The following is a 17,269-nucleotide window of genomic DNA, read 5'->3' as shown; positions in this document are numbered from 1 at the left end:
CATGTCAGACGATAGAAAATTCTTCCCCGAACAGTTTTCGCCTGAAAAAGTTTCACGGGGGCAGTTCTCACAGGGGGATCTGCCTTCACTGATACAGGTCACCAGGGACCTCACGGCGCTTATCAAAAAAGAAATTTCCCTTCTTAACGCCCGTCGTCCCGGGGATATTGCCAGTCTTGCGGAAGACAAAAATCGCCTGGCCGCGACCTATCACCAGCAAATGACAGCGCTGCAACAAGCTGGGGGTTTGAAAACTGCGGGATCTGCGGATCATCTGCGCCTGCTGAAAAAAGTCACTCGCGAGTTTCAGGAAGTCCTGGAGGACCATAAACGCAAGCTCAAGGCGCTAAAGACCATTTCCGAAAAAATGATCAAGGCTGTGGGAGATGAAATTGCCCGGCAAGCCAATAAAAGTCAGGCTTATGGGGCTAATGCCAAGCTGAAAGACCCCCAAACGGCCAAAACACCAACAACATTAACGCTGAATGAAACCATATAAACCGGCCATCTCCGGGTAAAATTTTAGCGGGGTTTTGGACCCCGCTTTTTTTATCCCTGCCCTGCAGGCTTTACCTGTTGATCAGGGAATTTTTTTCCCCTGCTTCCGCCAAGTCATAGGTTTTGATAAATGGTTTTCTTTTAAAAACTAATATATTTCAAATAGTTACATGTATTTTGAGGAATGGCATGAAAAATGCATTAACTACAATCGAAAAAGTAAAACAAACGCAGCATATGACTCTATCAGTATGTCAGAATACATTTAAATAGGAGAGCGGTATGTCCTTCTCAGTTAACACCAATGCCAGTGCCTTGTCCGCACTACAAAACCTGAACAAAACGACCACAGATCTGGAAACGGTACAAACCCGGATCAATACGGGCCTGAAAATTTCAACTGCCAAGGATAACGCGGCGATTTTTTCCATTGCCCAACAATTACGGGCGGATTTGAAGGGATATAACGCGGTTAAGCAAAGTCTGGACAGGTCTATCAGTACGGTAGATATTGCCCTGGCCGCGGCAGGCTCTATTTCAGACATTTTGATTGAGATGAAAGAAAAAGCCGTTGCAGCAGCAGACGCAGGGCTCGATCAGAAAAGCCGCGATGCCCTAGCCGAAGATTTCGAAGCCCTTCGGGATCAGATCACCACCATCATCAACAATGCGGAATTCAACGGAACGAATATTCTGGACGGCGGCACGGATATTATCGTTGCCATCACTAATCCGGACGCCACCCAAACCATTACCATTGCCCACCAGAATCTAACCTTGGGCGGCCCGAATATTACTTTGACGGCCGGGGATTCCATTACGACCCAGACCGATGCCGCGGCCATGGTCACAACTGTGGATACGGCACTGGACAATGTGAATTCGGTTCTGACATCTCTTGGTGCTGGCGGAAAGTCCCTGGAAGCGCAGCGGGTATTTTCCGACAAGATTGCCGATAGCCTTGAAGTGGGAATAGGAAACTTGGTGGACGCCAATATGGCCAAGGAAAGTGCCAATCTTCAGGCCCTACAGGTGAAACAACAATTGGGGGTTCAGGCCCTGTCCATCGCCAATCAGGCCCCACAGTCCATTCTCAACCTGTTTGGCGGCTGAAGAATCGTATTTGTATTCTGGCAGCAAAGGCCGGCACTTGCCGGCCTTTCTTTTGTCCAGAACAGAACGGCTGATAAAAAAAGAACAGATCGGTCGAAACGTCTCCCCCACTTGTCACATGAATATACAACAAAAAACCCGCCGAGAATGTTGGCAGGTTTTTCAAGAGCTTAAAACAAGACAGTCTTTTTTACGCATCAACATCAAGAACAATTCCTTCGGCCCCTTCCTTCTCGCGATAAAACGCCAGGAATTTGAGAATTTCATCCGCCGGCCACTGTTTAACTACTTCCCCTGAATTTACATCTACCCCCTGATACACAAACACTCCCGTTGCATCATCCTGATTGATACGCAACCGGGTCTGGGGTGGTTTGTTGGGAAGCGATTTATTGATAAATTCTTCCGCGGCGTTGAGAAATTTTTCAACGCTGCCCGCGCTTAAGGAATTGAGTTTTTCTTCCGCTGCTTTTCTGATCGCGGCGGAAACGTCGGTTTCGTTTACCCCGCTGGTCTGCTCTGTCCTGGGCCTTTCGGTCCCGACAGGCCCTTTTACGTCCGGCCCATTGCCCGTTGGCTGTTCGTTTGCACGGACAACACCAGCCTGCGCAAAAAGCGGACTATATGTGTCGATTCCGTCAACCATTTTAACCTCTTATTTTTGCCCCGGTTTTTCCGCATACACATCATATAACGTTGTTCTGTATTATAAATCAATTCTGAAAAACGCATTGAATACCCATATTTTATAAGAACAGCTGTGCTTGCGGTCGGGAAATCGGCGGGGCCGCTGGAGCCCCGCCAGACCATTGTTATAATAAGGAAACCCTTACCGGAAGAGGGAGAGTACGGTTCCCGGCGCCTGATTAGCAATGGAGAGCGCCTGCAGACCCAACTGCTGCTTCACCTGCAGTGATTGCAGGTTCGCGCTTTCACGAGCCAGATCGGCATCCACCAGGTTCCCGATACCAACTTCAATCTGGTCGGCCAGTTTGTTCGTAAAGGTCCGCTGAATTTCCACGCGTTTTGCGCCAGCGCCCAGTTTGGACAAGAACGTGTTCAGCGTGCTTTCTGCGGCAGTAATCTTGGCCAGAGCACCGGAAGCCCCGCCAGCGGTGGTAATGGCCAAACCTGATGTCAGGTCAAGACCGTTACTTGCGGAAATATCCGTAGCCGTCACGGTAATAGAATAATCGCCAGCCGTATTGGCGCCTGTCGGCAGAGCCACAAGAGCCTGAATATTTGCACCACCGGTCTTCACGGCATTCACGCCATTAAACTCGGCATTGTTGACAACCGTATCAATCTGGCTCAGAAGGTTCTGGAACTCGTCATTCAGAGCCGTACGAGCGTCGGCGTCTGCTCCAGGGTCAGTTGCTGCTGTTGCTTTTTCTTTCAACTGAATCAGAAGGTCTGAAACGGCCTCGGCCGCCGCAAGCGCCACGTCAACAGAGCTGGTTGCCCGATCCAGTGAAGATTTCACTGACTCCAGCCCGGCAAGGTCGGCCCGCTGACCCTGGGCAATGGCGAAAACCGCTGCATTGTCTTTGGCGCTGGCAACCTTCAGGCCCGTGTTGATGCGGTTCTGAACAGTATCAAGAGAGGAATTGGTGGAATTGAGGTTCTGCAGAGCGAAAAGAGCGCCTGCATTGGTGTTGACTGAAAATGCCATAACTTAAATCTCCATTCTGAGAGTACATTAATGGAGCATTTTGCTCCATGCGGGCCTTATGCCCTTAACCCCGGGCCTTTTGCCCGGGAAATCACTGGGAGAAACCATCTTTCTGACAGCTTCACCTGCATTTTCACCCTAAGCTATAAGCTGTTAATAAAAGGTTAACAACGTATTTTTTAAATATTTTTTCAAAAATCTATAAATATCATAAGGTTACAAAGAATGTCCCGGCAGAGGATCGGCCGGGGTCCTCGAACAGTTAACATTTTCATTAATTTTTGTCAGACGGTATAGGACAAGCCCTGAGACGGCGGTGTTTTTGCCGTTTTGTCTTCGGAAGCAGCCTCAGAAGCCTGAGACTGACGCTGCGCCTGCATCGCTAACCCTTCCATGATATTCTTGTTAATGTCGATCAGCGTTTGGATGTCCTGCTCGCCGCGCGCAACCTGGGAACTATATTTCCCAATAAAGATGGATAGAGAAATAATCTGTGCCCTCAGTTGCGCGGGCAACTGATTCCCTTCCAGCGCACAGTCCGTGGCTAGCGTGGACCATACCCGACGGTTCCAATACAACGCATCGTGGAGTTTCTGATCCAGTTTGGATAACCCCTTGGCCTCCATCAATGCGCGCGTAACGTCAGCAAACAAACGGTATTCGGTCTGGCTGGCTGTTTCACTCGCCTGTTGTGTCGTCTGATATGCTTTCAGGGACATATGCCAATCTCACTTTTTCATATTCAAAGAGTTTCTTGCATTTCATCAGGGCCTTGTAAAATTCTCCGTCCATCACATCCTTGCTGATGGCGACACAGAGTGTTTTGGCTTCGGGATTCTCCACCACCCCGAGAAGTTCTGTCATTCTCAGAACAAATTCCTCATGATATTTTTTGAACCCCTTTTCATCCATATACATCAACATAATGGGAAAATAGACATGCTTGACGGGCGTATCCACTTCTTCCGCCAACATAATGTCCTTTTCCCTGAGGAGCGATGCTTTGTTCTGAAGCACGAGGGTTGACCGTCGGTCCCCGTTTACAATGACTGCCCCGTTTACGACTATTTTCTCACCCGGTTTAAGTGACAGTTTCAGTGCCATCTAGTTCTCTCTTTGCCCCTCTTTTTCATGAGGTTCTGACATTTTTTACAAATAATATTAATAAATAATGAATTTGTTGGTTAACGATAACAGCACAGGGCGCATGAACACAATGATTTTAAGAAGAATTGACACATCTATGCCACTCTGAAATCATGGCGATGTTTTTAAGGTGAGGATTGTATGACACGTAACACAAAAACCATCAAACCGCTTCCTGCCCCCAAAACGGCCGCCCAGTATGACAAGCAGGTCAAAAAAGCCACCAAATTCTACAAAGCGGGCAACTACAAAGAAGCACTCAGATATTTTAATTCCTCTCTCAGATATAAAGATTATTCTCCCAATATTCTGCCTTTCATGGCGCAGTGTCTGTTCAAACTCGGCATGAAGGGAAAAGCAATACAGATGCTGGAACATGCCCTGGCGCAGAATGCTGATAATCCGGCGATTTGTGAAATTATTGGCGGGGCCTGTCTGGCCATGGATTTGAATGATCTGGCCATTAAGTGTTATCAGCTCTACATTCAGCAGAACCCCTCGAACCCCATGGGGTATAACAACCTGGCTACAGCGTTGAGGGAAAATGACCAGGTCGATGACTCCATCGAACTTCTCAAATCCATTATCCCCCAGTTTCCCGACAATTTCATGCTGTGGAATACGCTGGCTGCGGCGGTAAGCTTTCGTGATGGTTATCCGGCCAGCCTGGTTTTTTATGAAGAAGCCTATCGTTTGAATCCCGACAGTGTCATGGTGATCCTGAATCTGGCACTTACCTATTCTCATCTCGGAATGCATGAGAAGGCATGGGAGCTGGCACAAAGAGCGACTGAACTGGCCCCCAACGATCCCAAAGCCTATCAGGCGTTATGGCACAACAGTTTTGCAATCGGCAAATTTGACGAAGCCTTTGCCGCTATGAAAATGCTTAATCATCCAGCCTCGGCGGAATCTGTTTTTATGCCTTATGACATTCCGCAATGGCAGGGAGAGGACTTGCGCGGCAAAGTCATCTTTATTGGAGCCGAACAGGGCGTCGGCGACGAAATCCTGTTTGCCGCCCTATATCCAGAGATAATCCGGACCGCCAAACATGTGATCATTGGCTGCGACCATCGTCTGGTCGACCTGTACCGGCACAGTTTCCCAGAGGCCACCGTTCTGGGGTACAAGGGCGGACTCAACCAGGAGGGGTTAAGAATACGGCTATATGACGGGCTTGAGCCAGAGAAGGTGGATTATATGTGCCTGTATATGCAGGCGTTACGATACTGCTGGCGTCGCCTGGAGGACATTCCGGACATGAGTGACGGTTTTCTGCACCCCACAGAAGACAAGGCCGACTATTGGCGTCAAAAACTGGCAACACTGCCGCATAAAATTAACGTGGGAATCTGTTGGCGCAGCGGCCTGTTGTTAGCGCGACGCAAGGAACATTATGCCGGTCTTGGGGATTGGGCCCCCCTGCTGCGCAATGAAAATATCAATTTCATCAATGTGCAATATGGGGATTGTGAAGAGGAAATCCGGGAGTTCGAAGCGCAGACCGGCCTAACCATCCACAGGTTTGAGGAACTGGATCTCAAGGATGATTTTGAAGGCACTGCGGCGTTGATGAAAAATCTTGATCTGGTGATCGGTCCGGCCACTACCCCGCTCCCGTTGGCTGCCGCTTCCGGCTGTCCGGCCTGGTGGCTGCATACAAGACGTCCCTGGTATGCTTTTGGTGAGGAACGCGGGACGCCCATGTTCAGAAAGGCCCGAAAAACCATTAAACCGGCCGATATGACCTGGGCGGATTTCTTCCCCGTTTTTACGGAAGAAGAATTTCGTCCCTGGCTGGAAACCATAAAAGCCACCAAAGGCTAGAGTGAATTGTGCATAGGTTGGCTCAATTCACTCTAAAAGCGGCATTATCTTCACCACTTGATCTTCAGCATATGCAACGATGATGCCGGACCGGCATGGTTGGAACTGATGAGACAGTAACCGAAATCCTTTGACGATTTTGCTGCGCTGCAGTACTCTGTGCGCGGTGAAATAAAACGGGTGTTTGATCATGAAATTTACAGGTACCGACAGTTATATAGCAACCGAGGATCTGATGGTCGCGGTGAATGCGGCGTTGACCTTACAGCGTCCCCTGCTGATCAAGGGGGAACCGGGAACCGGCAAGACGGTTCTGGCGCATGAAGTGGCAAAGGCTCTCAATAAGGAGCTTATTGAGTGGCACATCAAGTCCACCACCAAAGCACAACAGGGCTTATACGAATATGACGCCGTATCCCGTCTGCGGGATTCCCAGTTGGGGGACGAAAAAGTCAAGGACATTCGTAACTACATCAAAAAGGGTAAACTCTGGCAAGCCTTTGAGGCCAAGGAAGCACCGGTTCTGTTGATCGACGAAATCGACAAGGCGGACATCGAGTTCCCCAACGATTTGTTGCAGGAACTGGACCGGATGGAATTTTTTGTCTACGAAACCGGTGAAGTGATCAAGGCCAAACAGCGGCCTTTGGTCATTATCACCAGCAACAACGAAAAAGAATTGCCGGATGCTTTTCTCAGGCGCTGTTTTTTCCACTATATCCAGTTCCCTGACAAGACAACCATGGCGGAAATCGTTCAGGTTCATTTCCCGGATATTCAGCAAATGCTGGTGCGCGAGGCGCTCAACTTGTTCTATGATATCCGCGAGGTGCCGGGTCTGAAAAAACGGCCATCCACGTCGGAACTTCTGGACTGGTTGAAACTTCTGATGGTGGAAGACATGCCGTTGGAGGTGCTGAAAAGCCGTGATCCGAAAAAACTCATCCCGCCGCTGCATGGGGCGCTTCTCAAAAATGAGCAGGACGTGCATCTGTTTGAAAGACTGGCGTTTATGAGCAAACGGGACGGCAGGTAACCCCAATCATGTTTGTGGACTTCTTCCTTTCCTTAAGAGAACATGGCGTTCCCGTTTCCTTACGGGAATATCTCACGTTGATGGAGGCCATGAAGGCGGGGCTGGCCAATTATTCTATTGATGATTTTTATTATCTCAGCCGCGCAACTCTGGTGAAGGACGAACGAAACCTGGACAAATTCGACCAGGTATTCGGACATCATTTCAAGGGCCTTGAAGCGCCGGAGGGAGAAGACCTTGTTGCCGAAATCCCTGAGGAATGGCTCAGAAAACTGGCGGAAAAATTTCTCACTCCTGAAGAAATGGCCAAAATAGAAGCCATCGGGGATTGGGAAAAACTGATGGAAACGCTGCAAAAGCGGCTTGAAGAACAAAAAGAACGCCACCAAGGTGGAAACAAATGGATTGGCACCGCTGGCACCTCGCCCTTTGGTGCCTATGGCTATAACCCTGAAGGTGTCCGTATCGGCCAGAAGGAAGGCCGGCACGGCCGTGCCGTAAAAGTGTGGGACAAACGTCAGTTCCGAAATCTCGATGATTCTGTTGAGCTGGGCACCCGCAACATAAAGGTAGCACTTCGTCGCTTGCGACAGTTTGCCCGTGAAGGGGCCGCCAGCGAACTGGATCTGCATGACACTATCCATTCCACGGCGAAGCAGGGCTGGCTGGATATTAAAATGGTGCCGGAGCGCCATAATGCCGTCAAGGTGCTGATTTTCTTTGATGTGGGCGGGTCAATGGATCCCTTCATCAAGATCTGTGAAGAGCTGTTTTCCGCCGCCCGGACAGAATTCAAAAATATGGAATATTTTTATTTCCATAATTTTCTTTATGAAAGTGTGTGGCAAGATAACCGGCGCCGGCATGCCAATCGTATCAACACATGGGATATCCTGCATAAATATCCCCACGATTATAAAGTGATCTTTGTCGGGGACGCGTCTATGAGCCCTTATGAGATCGTTTATCCCGGCGGCAGTGTCGAACACTGGAATGAAGAAAGCGGCGAAGTATGGATGAAACGCCTGCTGAACGTTTATGAAAGCGCTGTCTGGTTGAATCCGGTAAAAGAAAAATATTGGGATTATACCCATTCCATCGGCATGGTCCGGCAATTGATGCAGGATCGGATGTATCCGCTCACCCTTGGGGGCCTTGAAGACGCCATGAAGGAATTGAGCCGAAAAAAATAACCCGTTCCGCCCCCTATTTCCTTAAGTTAGAAAATAAATTCTCCTTACCCTGACGTACATCATTTTCAGCGATCTTTTTTCGCTCTATGATAAGGGTAGAGTTCGCATTTAGACTACAGCAAAGGGACTTTTGTGATGAAAAAAATACTTGTAATTGCCGACCGTCTTCCTGACCAGCCCAGCTTAGCCTATGACAAGGCACTGTTTTTTGCAGAGCGGGCAAAAGTCAGTGTACATGTCCTCTCTGTGGTTCATGATTCCCTTTACGAACAGCAGGAACTGATCAGCAACGAGCAGCGCGAAGCCCTGAAAGATACGCTGATCTCAAGAGAGAAATATGCGCTCAGCAAGCTCCTAGAGGGCAAGAACAATATCACCGGAGAAGTCCAGTGGAACAAAAGCCTCATTGATGCAGTCGAAAAAGCCTGTGCAAAGGAGGAATTTGACCTGATTATCAAAACCGGTCACCGTTCGGAAACGCTTTTCCACCGGCCCTCAGACTTTCATCTGCTGACCCTGCCCAAGATTCCGGTTCTAATTCTCCATGCCCACCGCTGGCGCAGCAAACGTGTTGTCCTCGCCACTGTGGATTTTTCCAATGATGATGAAGAACAAATGGCACTGAATGACAAGGTGCTCACCCAGGCCCGGTATTTTGCCGATCTCCTTGACGCGAGCCTGCATTGCAGTTACGTCATTACTTATAATCCGGCTCTGGCTGACCTGGACATTATCAACACCAACGAAATGCAGAAACGTTTTAAGGAAAAAAGACTTAAAAAGCTGCAGGATTATGTGGCCAAATATGGTATCCCGCCGGAAAATATTCACATCAAAGCCGGCAAAGCCAACAAGGTGATTCCGTCCCAGGCCGGCAAGCTGCATGCAGAACTTGTGGTACTCGGCACTCATCGGCGAAAGGGGCTTTCCCGGATTGTTCTGGGCAGCACCTGTGAAAAGATCCTGAAAATCCTTCGTACGGATATTCTTGCAATCAAACCGGATTGAGGAATACTGCCAGAAAGCAGATGAAGCATCCTCCCCCTGCTGTTTTCCTGAATGATAGGGGGAGGACACTGATCAACAGGCGTTTTCCGTTTGTTGGAGTAACGGGAAGCCAGGCTGAATTGTGATGAGATGGCATAGCCGTTGCGAGACGCACTGGAGTGAATTGAGCCAACCTATGTGCAATTCACTCTAAATGTTATGCTGTTTTGCTGCTGTATTTTTCAATCGCCTGAGTGAGGGATTCTTTTAATTCGTTGCCGATTTCTCCCCCGTCGCCGTCAATACGTTCGCGGATCACAACCCGCATGGCGTCGATGTGGGCTTTGATGATTTCCACGTGACTGTCAGTCTGCCCGGCATTGGGGCCGGTAAAATTATACAACCCATCGGCAAAATCCGTGATCAGTTGATAACCGAATGTGCCCCCCTGCCCTTTCATGTCATGGGCAATGGCATGAATTCTTTCAAAATGCGCCTTGCGGGTTTCCGGACTGTCCACACAGCGCCGATGTTCTTCGGCCAGTTGGTTAATGAGGGAGGAAACCCAGTCAGGATAATCCTCGGCCATTTCCTGAAGCGCTTCTTCCGCCTTCATTAACAACTCGTCATCAAAGGAAACATCTTCCGCATTGACCTTGCCAAGCCCCGCGGTTTTTTCTTTCAATCGATTTTTCAGGCGGTAATAACGCACACGAACCGGTTTAGCCATTAACCACCTCCACTTCTTCACTGTCTTCTGTTAAGCGGCGCCGGTCTTCTCCTTCTATGGGAATGGCCTGCCGGCGGCGGTCCGGACCGAAATAAGTACTGGTGTGAACAAACTGGCGGGGTTTCATGATGACGGAATACAGTTTATCCGCCAGCGCCTTGACAGAAAACGGCTTGGACATGAATTCGGTCACGCCCATATCCCGCGCCTCCTGGACCCTACTAGGTTCCGAATATCCTGTAAGCATAATAAACGGCATGAAACGATCGGGAGATTCTTTGTGGCGCCTGATCCAACGCAGCAGCATCATGCCGTTGACCGGCGACATCTCCCAATCGGAGATAACAATGTCCACATTCATCATGCCCGCCTTTATGGGGTCATTGGCCACGCCCTTGATAACTTCTATGGCCTCTCCGCCGTCATCTACGGATTTCACGGTGCCAACCCCCAGGACCCGCAGGCTGTTCACAATTAGGGAACGGATAAACGGACTGTCTTCAACCACCAAAATACTGATCCGGCTCAGATCCAGAGTTTGCATAATATGCTTTTACCTTTGACTACCTGTTTTGATATCCCATAGTCCCGAAACAGGGTAAAAAAAATCTAAACTTTTGGTTTTTTTCCGCCGCCACGGGAAAGCATGCTGGTTTCCCCAGCATCAGCGCCCCGTTGCGGTATATTTCGTCATTCTGCCCTGGATCTGTGCTTTTAGCCTCTGGCACCCCCCCAGCGAAAACAGAACTTCGGCGATCAGGAAAGCCGGGGCCATAAAAATCTGAAAAAGATTGTCCAGAAGAGCCGGTTTTCGCCCCTCATAAACATGCCCCCATAATTGAAAGACCCACCCCCCGATAAAGAGAACCGCAAAAGTTCCCCACCCTTCGGGGGATGGCAGGGGAAAAAGATAATCGGCCAGATACAACAGTGGTATATATATCAAGGCGGCAATCACGCCGATCAGAAAATCGGAAAGTAGATAAAAAATCAAAATCACGGCAAGAAATATCATCGCCGCGCTCACGGCAATGTCTCCCACCTGCATGAGCGAGGCCCAGGATAGTAGGATAAACAGGGAAAAAACAATTGACGGCACCCCTATATAATGGGTCAGTTGGTTGCGCCGGTCTGTATGATAGGCCGAATACATGGCCATTTGGTCAATAAAAAAATTTCGCATTGCCTCACCTGTTCCGTTATTTTTTGGTTTCGTTTTTTATGATTGAAGCTCTCGCCAGGCATATATGAAGAATAGAAGAACACTATAACAAAAAACCGGATTCCCCAAAGGTTATCTCTGTCAGAGAAGGCCCCATACCCGGCAAAAGCCTGGGGTCTGCGTGGGGCTGTGGATCTGGTATGTACAATAAACATTTGTCGGCCGTTATATTGCGGCCGCGGAAAGGGCCTGTTAGAATGCGCCCTTTCGTTGGGACCCTCCATTTCAGAAATTAGGCAGCGTATGAGCGACCAGACACCAATCAAGCCTGACCAGAAAGAAACAAGCTCACAGGAAAAAAACATGGACCATGTGGTGACGCCGCATCCGTCGTCCCTGCGTAAAGCCGGCCCTGAGACGTCAGCGCCGCAAGGACAAAACAGTTGGATAAAAACATATCGTTCCATTCTGATATCGGGCGGGCTCAGTGCGTTGTGGATCGGGGCCTGTGTCACACTCTTTATCCTGTCCGAGCGCAATCTGGACCGGATGCCGCTATATGAAATTGCCGGCCTTGTGAGCGGCGCGATGCTGCCTTTGATTGTCATCTGGATGGTCACCATAGCCTTTTTACGGCTCAACCCAGTACGCGAAGAACAGGCTGCATTGTCCCATGGCCTGGAGGCTTTGCTATCCCCGCTCGATATGGCTCAAAGACGTATCGAAATCATCGTCGCTGACCTTCACAAACAAATCGCCAGTGTAGAGGCCGCCGGGGATATCGCCACAAGCCGGATCGGTGACCTGGAATCCCGTTTTCAAGAGCAGATCTCTGCCCTGTTCGAGGCGACTACCACCGCAGAAAGCAAGGCGCAGGGGTTTCAAGAATTGCTCAGCCGGGAACGGGAGGCTCTCGCCACGCTTGCCGCTGATATCACTGAACATGTCAAGGAGCTGGAAACGCTGTTTAGTCAGTTGAAGTTCGATAGTGAAAGCATTACCAATCTGACCCGGAAAAATTCCGAGAAAGTCAGTAACGAAATGGTTTTCCAGAAAAAAACTCTGGACGAAAAGGCGGCGCAGATTGAAGAGCGGCTTAATGCTATCGGGGATAAGCTGTATCAGCTGAGTGACAGGGTTGATCAGCAGACAACGAATACGGAAGATCGTTTGACAACACTGATAACACAACTTGATGACAAACGGGATGCCCTGGCCGAAAGCGTAGACAGCCTGGCCGGAAGAACCGAAGAAATTTGCCAGAAACTGGACGACCAGGCCAAGACCATCCAGGAGATAACCGGCAGGTCTGTCACCGACAGTGACAAGCTTACCGCCCTGATTCGCGAACAGGCCCATGAGCTGTCTGCCGCAGCAGCACATGCCCTGGCTCAAACGGCTGAAGCCGGAGAAAGTTTCAAGATCCATGCGCAGGATATGGGACGTATCTTTGCGGAAGTCACTGGGCGCAGTAAAGACGATATTGAAGAAATGAGCGAGGCCTTGACCTCCAAGGCAGACCACATCAGACAAATGATCACGGATTTCACACAAAATCTGGATCATCTGGTTGAACAGACCAGCCACAAGCTCAGCACTCAGAGCGAAAGCCTCCAGCACTCTCTGGCAGCACGAATTTCGGATGCCCAGGAAGCGCTTGAGGAACAGGCCGAAATCATCCGGCAAGGATTGAAAAAACAAGGTGAGGAAATCAGAAACATTCTAAATGAGAATAATGACACTCTCACCCGTCAGATGGCAGAAGCCTTACAACATCTTGAACAGCATTCCGGTAAGATTCACAAAACCGTTGTGGGCAATGCGGAGCACCTTGAGCAAACCCTTGATCATATGGCACACCATACCAGCCAATTTGAAGACCTGTCAGGCCGGTTCCGCGATCAGATGCGCCGTTCCGAACAACAGCTTCGTACCCAGCAGGAAACGCTGTCCCACAATATCACATTGGTGACTGAGGCCCTGGAAAAAGCCCTTGGCGCTCTGAAGGAACGCTCCAGCGATCTGGGCAGTCATGGCCAGCAGGTGGTCGACAGCCTGATTGCGCAAACAGAACAGCTGGCCCATAAAATGGAAGAAATGCGCCAGAAAACGGCCTCTGCGCTTCATGAACTTCAGACAGCAGAAGACAGTATGAGCGACCATCTGCACGCCGTAGAAGAAACAGCCGGGCGCTTAAGTGAGGACTGGCACAGATCAGCAGAACACATTGACGCAAAATGTGCCGATACACTAGAGCGGCTGAACGATCTTGTTGCGCGCATCAAGACTCTGGAGCAGGAAAATCATCAAGTGTCAGATACCGCGGAAGGCAACATCAAACGCCTTGCCGACGAGCTGATGCATGCTTCCGAGAGCATTTATCTGGCCTCTGCCAGTGCTATTGAGGCGGCGGATGAAACCAACAAGGCCATTGATCAGCATAATCAGAACTTCCAACAACTGATCAATGCCATACAAATGTCCAGCAAAAGCATTATTGCTGATGCCGAAAATATTGAAAAACGGCTGGGGCAGAGAACCAGCAGTGGTTTTGCCCCCCTTGCCTCACGAGTGATGGAACAGCTTCAGTCTGCCGCCATTGATATCGGGCGCTATCTTGAAGAAGAAGAAACAGACGAGTTATGGAAACTTTATGTGAACGGTGACAAAAACGCTTTCTTGCGTCGTCTGAAAAAGGTTGCTGACAAAAAAACCGTCACCAGAATTGCTGAGAAATGCAAGGCAGAGCCGGACTTCCGTCATCATGTGCAGGAATATATTGAAACCTTTGAGGACCTGATGTCCAGAGTCATGGGCAACAGCGCTAATGCAGCCTTCAGCGTGGCCCTTATTTCTTCTGATGCGGGGAAAGTTTACCTGGCCCTTGCCCAGGCTCTTGGGCGTCTGTCCTGAGCGCAGCAGAGCCCTTATCAAGAAACTACCCTGACTTTCTCCTGGTTCTTGAACAAAAAATCCCGCTTTTCACCAGCGGGATTTTTCTTGTTTGCAATCGGTCTTAAAACATCAGGCCGCTTCTGATGCTCCCGAATTTCCAAGTTTGGTGATAAAATAATCCAGATTTTCCGGGTCCACATCGTTTTCGCAATAGGTGAGAACCCGCTCAATCATCCGGCTGCGGAAACGTTCTCTGTCTTCACCGGCACTCACAGACATATCCTTTGCCACGTCAAGAGCCGCTCTGATCAGAGGATGCAAACCTTCGGGCATTTTGGCTTGCTTGAAGACGGCATTCAGTCCGAGATCTCCCCGGTCGTGGATAAGTTTATAGGCGTTGCTGACGGGGATACGGCACAACTTGGCCATCGCCGCCTCGAAAAACACCAGATCGCCCATACACAGGGCCCGCAGGATCAACGTATGAGTAAGACGGCCATTGTCATAAAGCTGATCAACAAGCTGGCGCACATCCATCACATCGGCACCATCGCCAAGAAGGCTGATGGTTGCCCGTTCCCGGGCGCTCAGCAGCAGATCCATTGCCATGTCTGGCGACATTTCATGATGGGTCATCAAATGATCCCGAACTTTTTCCGACACCAGATAAACCAGCCGTTCGGCGACTTTCAACGGAAGCTGGCCGCGCTGGGCCAGCGGCGTGTTGACCTTTTCGCTTTCGCCGAACTTGTCCAGCACTTTTTCCATGGTGTTTTCCCGCAGCGCCGCGGTTTCATTTCCAACGAGAGTTGCCACCACCTCTTCGTCGTCACTGTTTTCAACTATGGCATCCGCCACATCCGCAGACAGATTATTGCGCCGAGCAATAGCCTTCTGCCGTTCGGCGCTGCTGCCGGCCACCAGTTCCATCAGGTCCTCATCTGTCAGAACCTCTGAAAATTCCAGGATCGGCAGCGACACTTCTTCCACGTCGCTGGCCAGTGTGACCGCCACATCACGGGGAATATCCGGGTTATCCTTCAGGCTGGCAGAAAGGGCCTGACGCACCCGAATTTCCGCATCCTTAACCATAAGCTTGAAGATGTCTTCAGCAATTTTTCTTTCGGCCTCTGTCATCTTGCCGGAGGAAAAATGGGTGCTTACTTTCTGGGCTGCTTCGGCACGATTTTCCGCAGATGGATCCTCAAGCAGTTTGCGCACGTCAGCATTGGTCAGATTGGTCGTCATTGAAACTCACGCCTTTATTAATGAAAGATATTTGTTTTCAGCCCTTTAGAAAATACACGATGCATCATCACAAGAGATTGAAAGCAAAATAAGTTGTTCCTAGCGCTTTACTTTGTCACATTTTCAACAAAAGTGGTTAAACTCACGTTAATTTGCGCTATAACATCTGTCATTAATCAGAAAAATATCAGGGGATGAGAAAGACTATTCAATGAAAAAAACATTACTATTGATTATGAGCCCGGTTTTGTATCTGTTTAGCGTGCTGCCGGCTCTCGCACTGGATTTTAGGGAGTTTGACCAGTCAATCAACAACGCTGTAGCCCCGTTTACCGACACGTTTTCCAGTCTGATTTTCAGTTCCATCACCATCGCCGGCAATGATCTACCCGTTATCGTAGTCTGGCTGTTTTCAGCGGCGATTTTTTTCACACTTTATTTTCGCTTTATCAATATCCGCGGATTTGCCTTGTCCCTCAGGATTGTCCGGGGACTTTACACCAAGAAAGAGGATGCCGGCGAAGTCAGCCATTTTCAGGCACTTTCCGCCGCCCTATCAGGCACCGTGGGGCTTGGCAATATTGGCGGGGTGGCTGTGGCCATCAGCCTGGGCGGGCCCGGGGCCACATTCTGGATGATCGTGGTCGGGCTTCTGGGCATGTCATCCAAATTCACGGAATGTACGCTGGGGGTGAAATACCGTGAAATTGATGCTCAGGGGGTGGTCTATGGCGGCCCGATGTACTATCTGAAAAAAGGCCTGGCCGAAAAAGGATTTCCCAAAATAGGACTTTTCCTGGCCGGGCTTTTTTCTGTGTTCTGCATTTTCGGATCGTTTGGGGGCGGTAATATTTTTCAGATCAGCCAGGCCCTGGAACAATTTATCAATATTACCGGTGGTGAAAACAGCCCGCTAAGCGAGTACCGCTGGCTATTTGGCGTTGTTGTTGCGAGCCTGGTGGCCGTGGTGATTATCGGCGGCATTCGCTCTATCGCCTCAGTCACATCCAAACTTGTTCCGCTAATGTGTGCCATTTACATGCTGGCCGCTTTTGCCATTATGTTCAAGTTCAATGCCCTGATCCCCGACGCCATCGCCACTATTTTGGCAGGGGCCTTCACACCAGAAGCCGGGTATGGCGGAATTATCGGGGTGATGATCCAGGGAATGCGCCGGGCGACATTCTCCAACGAGGCCGGCGTGGGGTCCGCCCCCATTGCCCATTCCGCCGTAAAGACGGAATATCCTGTCACCGAAGGGCTTGTGGCTTTGCTGGAGCCGTTTATTGACACAGTGATTGTCTGTACAACCACGGCACTTGTGATTGTGATTACCGGCGTCTATCAGGCCGGTGATGCCAATGGGGTGGTCTTGACATCCAATGCCTTTGCAACCGTTATTGACTGGTTCCCCATTGTGCTGGCTGTCGCCTCGCTGTTATTTGCTTTTTCCACGATGATTACCTGGTCATATTATGGCCTCAAATCCTGGACATTCTTGTTCGGACGGACCAAATCCATGGATATGACGTATAAAATCATCTTTTGTATCGTCACGGTCATTGGTGCCACGATGCCTTTGGGCAAAATCGTCGATTTTTCCGACGCAGCCATCTTCGCCATGTCGATTCCCAATGTGATTGGCGTCGTGCTCCTGGCGCCCGTCGTCAAACAAGAACTGAATTCTTTCCTGGATCGGATTAGAAGCGGAGAACTCTCTCCCGTGGGAAACAAGGCCTGAGTTATTGTTGCGTATTTT

16 protein-coding genes are annotated in these 17,269 nt (G+C 49.7%); 8 read left to right on the top strand and 8 right to left on the bottom strand.

Annotation, left to right across the window (positions count from 1 at the left end; all coding sequences use genetic code 11):
* The first annotated feature begins 1 nt into the window (after position 1).
* Complete coding sequence (locus tag FE788_RS06990; protein ID WP_138379954.1) at positions 2-499, top strand: hypothetical protein; 498 nt, start codon at positions 2-4, stop codon at positions 497-499.
* A 281-nt stretch (positions 500-780) separates the two neighbouring features.
* On the top strand, positions 781-1,611 hold the full coding sequence (locus FE788_RS06985; RefSeq protein WP_138379953.1) for a flagellin: 831 nt from the start codon (positions 781-783) through the stop codon (positions 1,609-1,611).
* 190 nt (positions 1,612-1,801) lie between these two features.
* Here the strand turns inward: FE788_RS06985 and FE788_RS06980 are convergent, their stop codons facing one another.
* The 4 genes from FE788_RS06980 to flbT form a co-directional block, all read right to left on the bottom strand.
* Positions 1,802-2,257, bottom strand: coding sequence for a flagellar protein FlaG (locus tag FE788_RS06980; protein ID WP_138379952.1), 456 nt, complete (start codon positions 2,255-2,257; stop codon positions 1,802-1,804).
* Between the two features lie 183 nt (positions 2,258-2,440).
* A complete protein-coding gene (locus FE788_RS06975; protein WP_138379951.1) occupies positions 2,441-3,283 on the bottom strand; it encodes a flagellin in 843 nt (280 codons plus the stop codon).
* Between the two features lie 284 nt (positions 3,284-3,567).
* Positions 3,568-4,002, bottom strand: a complete 435-nt coding sequence (gene flaF / locus FE788_RS06970; protein ID WP_138379950.1) for a flagellar biosynthesis regulator FlaF — start codon at positions 4,000-4,002, stop codon at positions 3,568-3,570.
* Positions 3,962-4,387 carry a flagellar biosynthesis repressor FlbT gene (flbT, locus tag FE788_RS06965; protein WP_138379949.1) on the bottom strand — a complete coding sequence of 142 codons (426 nt, stop codon included), beginning with the start codon at positions 4,385-4,387 and terminating at the stop codon, positions 3,962-3,964. Before flbT ends, flaF begins: the two co-directional genes overlap by 41 nt.
* A gap of 183 nt (positions 4,388-4,570) precedes the next feature.
* On the opposite strand from flbT, the gene FE788_RS06960 reads away from it, so the two are divergent.
* The 4 genes from FE788_RS06960 (at position 4,571) to FE788_RS06945 (ending at position 9,496) form a co-directional block, all read left to right on the top strand.
* Entirely contained in the window at positions 4,571-6,259 is a 1,689-nt protein-coding gene (locus FE788_RS06960; RefSeq protein WP_138379948.1) for a tetratricopeptide repeat protein, read from the top strand.
* Between the two features lie 190 nt (positions 6,260-6,449).
* Positions 6,450-7,295, top strand: a complete 846-nt coding sequence (locus FE788_RS06955) for an AAA family ATPase (protein WP_138379947.1) — start codon at positions 6,450-6,452, stop codon at positions 7,293-7,295.
* A gap of 8 nt (positions 7,296-7,303) precedes the next feature.
* On the top strand, positions 7,304-8,488 hold the full coding sequence (locus tag FE788_RS06950) for a vWA domain-containing protein (RefSeq protein WP_138379946.1): 1,185 nt from the start codon (positions 7,304-7,306) through the stop codon (positions 8,486-8,488).
* Positions 8,489-8,623: 135 nt separating this feature from the next.
* Positions 8,624-9,496: a universal stress protein gene (locus tag FE788_RS06945; RefSeq protein ID WP_138379945.1), complete on the top strand. Its 873-nt coding sequence runs from the start codon at positions 8,624-8,626 to the stop codon at positions 9,494-9,496.
* A 196-nt stretch (positions 9,497-9,692) separates the two neighbouring features.
* Here FE788_RS06945 and FE788_RS06940 read toward each other — a convergent pair whose 3' ends face one another.
* The 3 genes from FE788_RS06940 to FE788_RS06930 form a co-directional block, all read right to left on the bottom strand.
* Positions 9,693-10,205, bottom strand: coding sequence for a hypothetical protein (locus tag FE788_RS06940; protein WP_138379944.1), 513 nt, complete (start codon positions 10,203-10,205; stop codon positions 9,693-9,695).
* Complete coding sequence (locus FE788_RS06935) at positions 10,198-10,749, bottom strand: response regulator (RefSeq protein ID WP_138379943.1); 552 nt, start codon at positions 10,747-10,749, stop codon at positions 10,198-10,200. The genes FE788_RS06940 and FE788_RS06935 overlap by 8 nt, the downstream gene beginning before the upstream one ends.
* Positions 10,750-10,869: 120 nt before the next feature.
* Entirely contained in the window at positions 10,870-11,388 is a 519-nt protein-coding gene (locus FE788_RS06930; RefSeq protein WP_138379942.1) for an Mpo1 family 2-hydroxy fatty acid dioxygenase, read from the bottom strand.
* Positions 11,389-11,730: 342 nt separating this feature from the next.
* Between FE788_RS06930 and FE788_RS06925 the strand changes: the two genes are divergently transcribed.
* The gene (locus tag FE788_RS06925; RefSeq protein ID WP_138379941.1) at positions 11,731-14,280 is read left to right on the top strand and encodes a hypothetical protein; all 2,550 of its coding nucleotides are present in this window, start codon (positions 11,731-11,733) and stop codon (positions 14,278-14,280) included.
* Positions 14,281-14,391: 111 nt separating this feature from the next.
* Here FE788_RS06925 and spbR read toward each other — a convergent pair whose 3' ends face one another.
* Positions 14,392-15,510, bottom strand: coding sequence for a SpbR family protein (gene spbR, locus FE788_RS06920; RefSeq protein ID WP_138379940.1), 1,119 nt, complete (start codon positions 15,508-15,510; stop codon positions 14,392-14,394).
* Positions 15,511-15,721: 211 nt separating this feature from the next.
* Between spbR and FE788_RS06915 the strand changes: the two genes are divergently transcribed.
* The gene (locus FE788_RS06915; RefSeq protein WP_138379939.1) at positions 15,722-17,251 is read left to right on the top strand and encodes an alanine/glycine:cation symporter family protein; all 1,530 of its coding nucleotides are present in this window, start codon (positions 15,722-15,724) and stop codon (positions 17,249-17,251) included.
* Positions 17,252-17,269: the final 18 nt, after the last annotated feature.

It is taken from the genome of Luteithermobacter gelatinilyticus, from assembly GCF_005849285.1.
Lineage (GTDB): Bacteria > Pseudomonadota > Alphaproteobacteria > Sphingomonadales > Emcibacteraceae > Luteithermobacter > Luteithermobacter gelatinilyticus.
Note: the sequence above shows the minus strand (reverse complement) of the source record. Positions and strands in the feature narration are given on the sequence as shown.

What these genes read in the sequence shown, in the direction of transcription:
- flbT (WP_138379949.1), bottom strand. Translation starts at nt 4,387, where the DNA reads ATGGCACTGAAACTGTCACTTAAACCGGGTGAGAAAATAGTCGTAAAC.
- spbR (WP_138379940.1), bottom strand. Translation starts at nt 15,510, where the DNA reads ATGACGACCAATCTGACCAATGCTGACGTGCGCAAACTGCTTGAGGAT.
- FE788_RS06955 (WP_138379947.1), top strand. Translation starts at nt 6,450, where the DNA reads ATGAAATTTACAGGTACCGACAGTTATATAGCAACCGAGGATCTGATG.
- FE788_RS06985 (WP_138379953.1), top strand. Translation starts at nt 781, where the DNA reads ATGTCCTTCTCAGTTAACACCAATGCCAGTGCCTTGTCCGCACTACAA.
- FE788_RS06940 (WP_138379944.1), bottom strand. Translation starts at nt 10,205, where the DNA reads ATGGCTAAACCGGTTCGTGTGCGTTATTACCGCCTGAAAAATCGATTG.
- FE788_RS06935 (WP_138379943.1), bottom strand. Translation starts at nt 10,749, where the DNA reads ATGCAAACTCTGGATCTGAGCCGGATCAGTATTTTGGTGGTTGAAGAC.
- flaF (WP_138379950.1), bottom strand. Translation starts at nt 4,002, where the DNA reads ATGTCCCTGAAAGCATATCAGACGACACAACAGGCGAGTGAAACAGCC.
- FE788_RS06930 (WP_138379942.1), bottom strand. Translation starts at nt 11,388, where the DNA reads ATGCGAAATTTTTTTATTGACCAAATGGCCATGTATTCGGCCTATCAT.
- FE788_RS06975 (WP_138379951.1), bottom strand. Translation starts at nt 3,283, where the DNA reads ATGGCATTTTCAGTCAACACCAATGCAGGCGCTCTTTTCGCTCTGCAG.
- FE788_RS06925 (WP_138379941.1), top strand. Translation starts at nt 11,731, where the DNA reads ATGGACCATGTGGTGACGCCGCATCCGTCGTCCCTGCGTAAAGCCGGC.
- FE788_RS06950 (WP_138379946.1), top strand. Translation starts at nt 7,304, where the DNA reads ATGTTTGTGGACTTCTTCCTTTCCTTAAGAGAACATGGCGTTCCCGTT.
- FE788_RS06990 (WP_138379954.1), top strand. Translation starts at nt 2, where the DNA reads ATGTCAGACGATAGAAAATTCTTCCCCGAACAGTTTTCGCCTGAAAAA.
- FE788_RS06980 (WP_138379952.1), bottom strand. Translation starts at nt 2,257, where the DNA reads ATGGTTGACGGAATCGACACATATAGTCCGCTTTTTGCGCAGGCTGGT.
- FE788_RS06915 (WP_138379939.1), top strand. Translation starts at nt 15,722, where the DNA reads ATGAAAAAAACATTACTATTGATTATGAGCCCGGTTTTGTATCTGTTT.
- FE788_RS06960 (WP_138379948.1), top strand. Translation starts at nt 4,571, where the DNA reads ATGACACGTAACACAAAAACCATCAAACCGCTTCCTGCCCCCAAAACG.
- FE788_RS06945 (WP_138379945.1), top strand. Translation starts at nt 8,624, where the DNA reads ATGAAAAAAATACTTGTAATTGCCGACCGTCTTCCTGACCAGCCCAGC.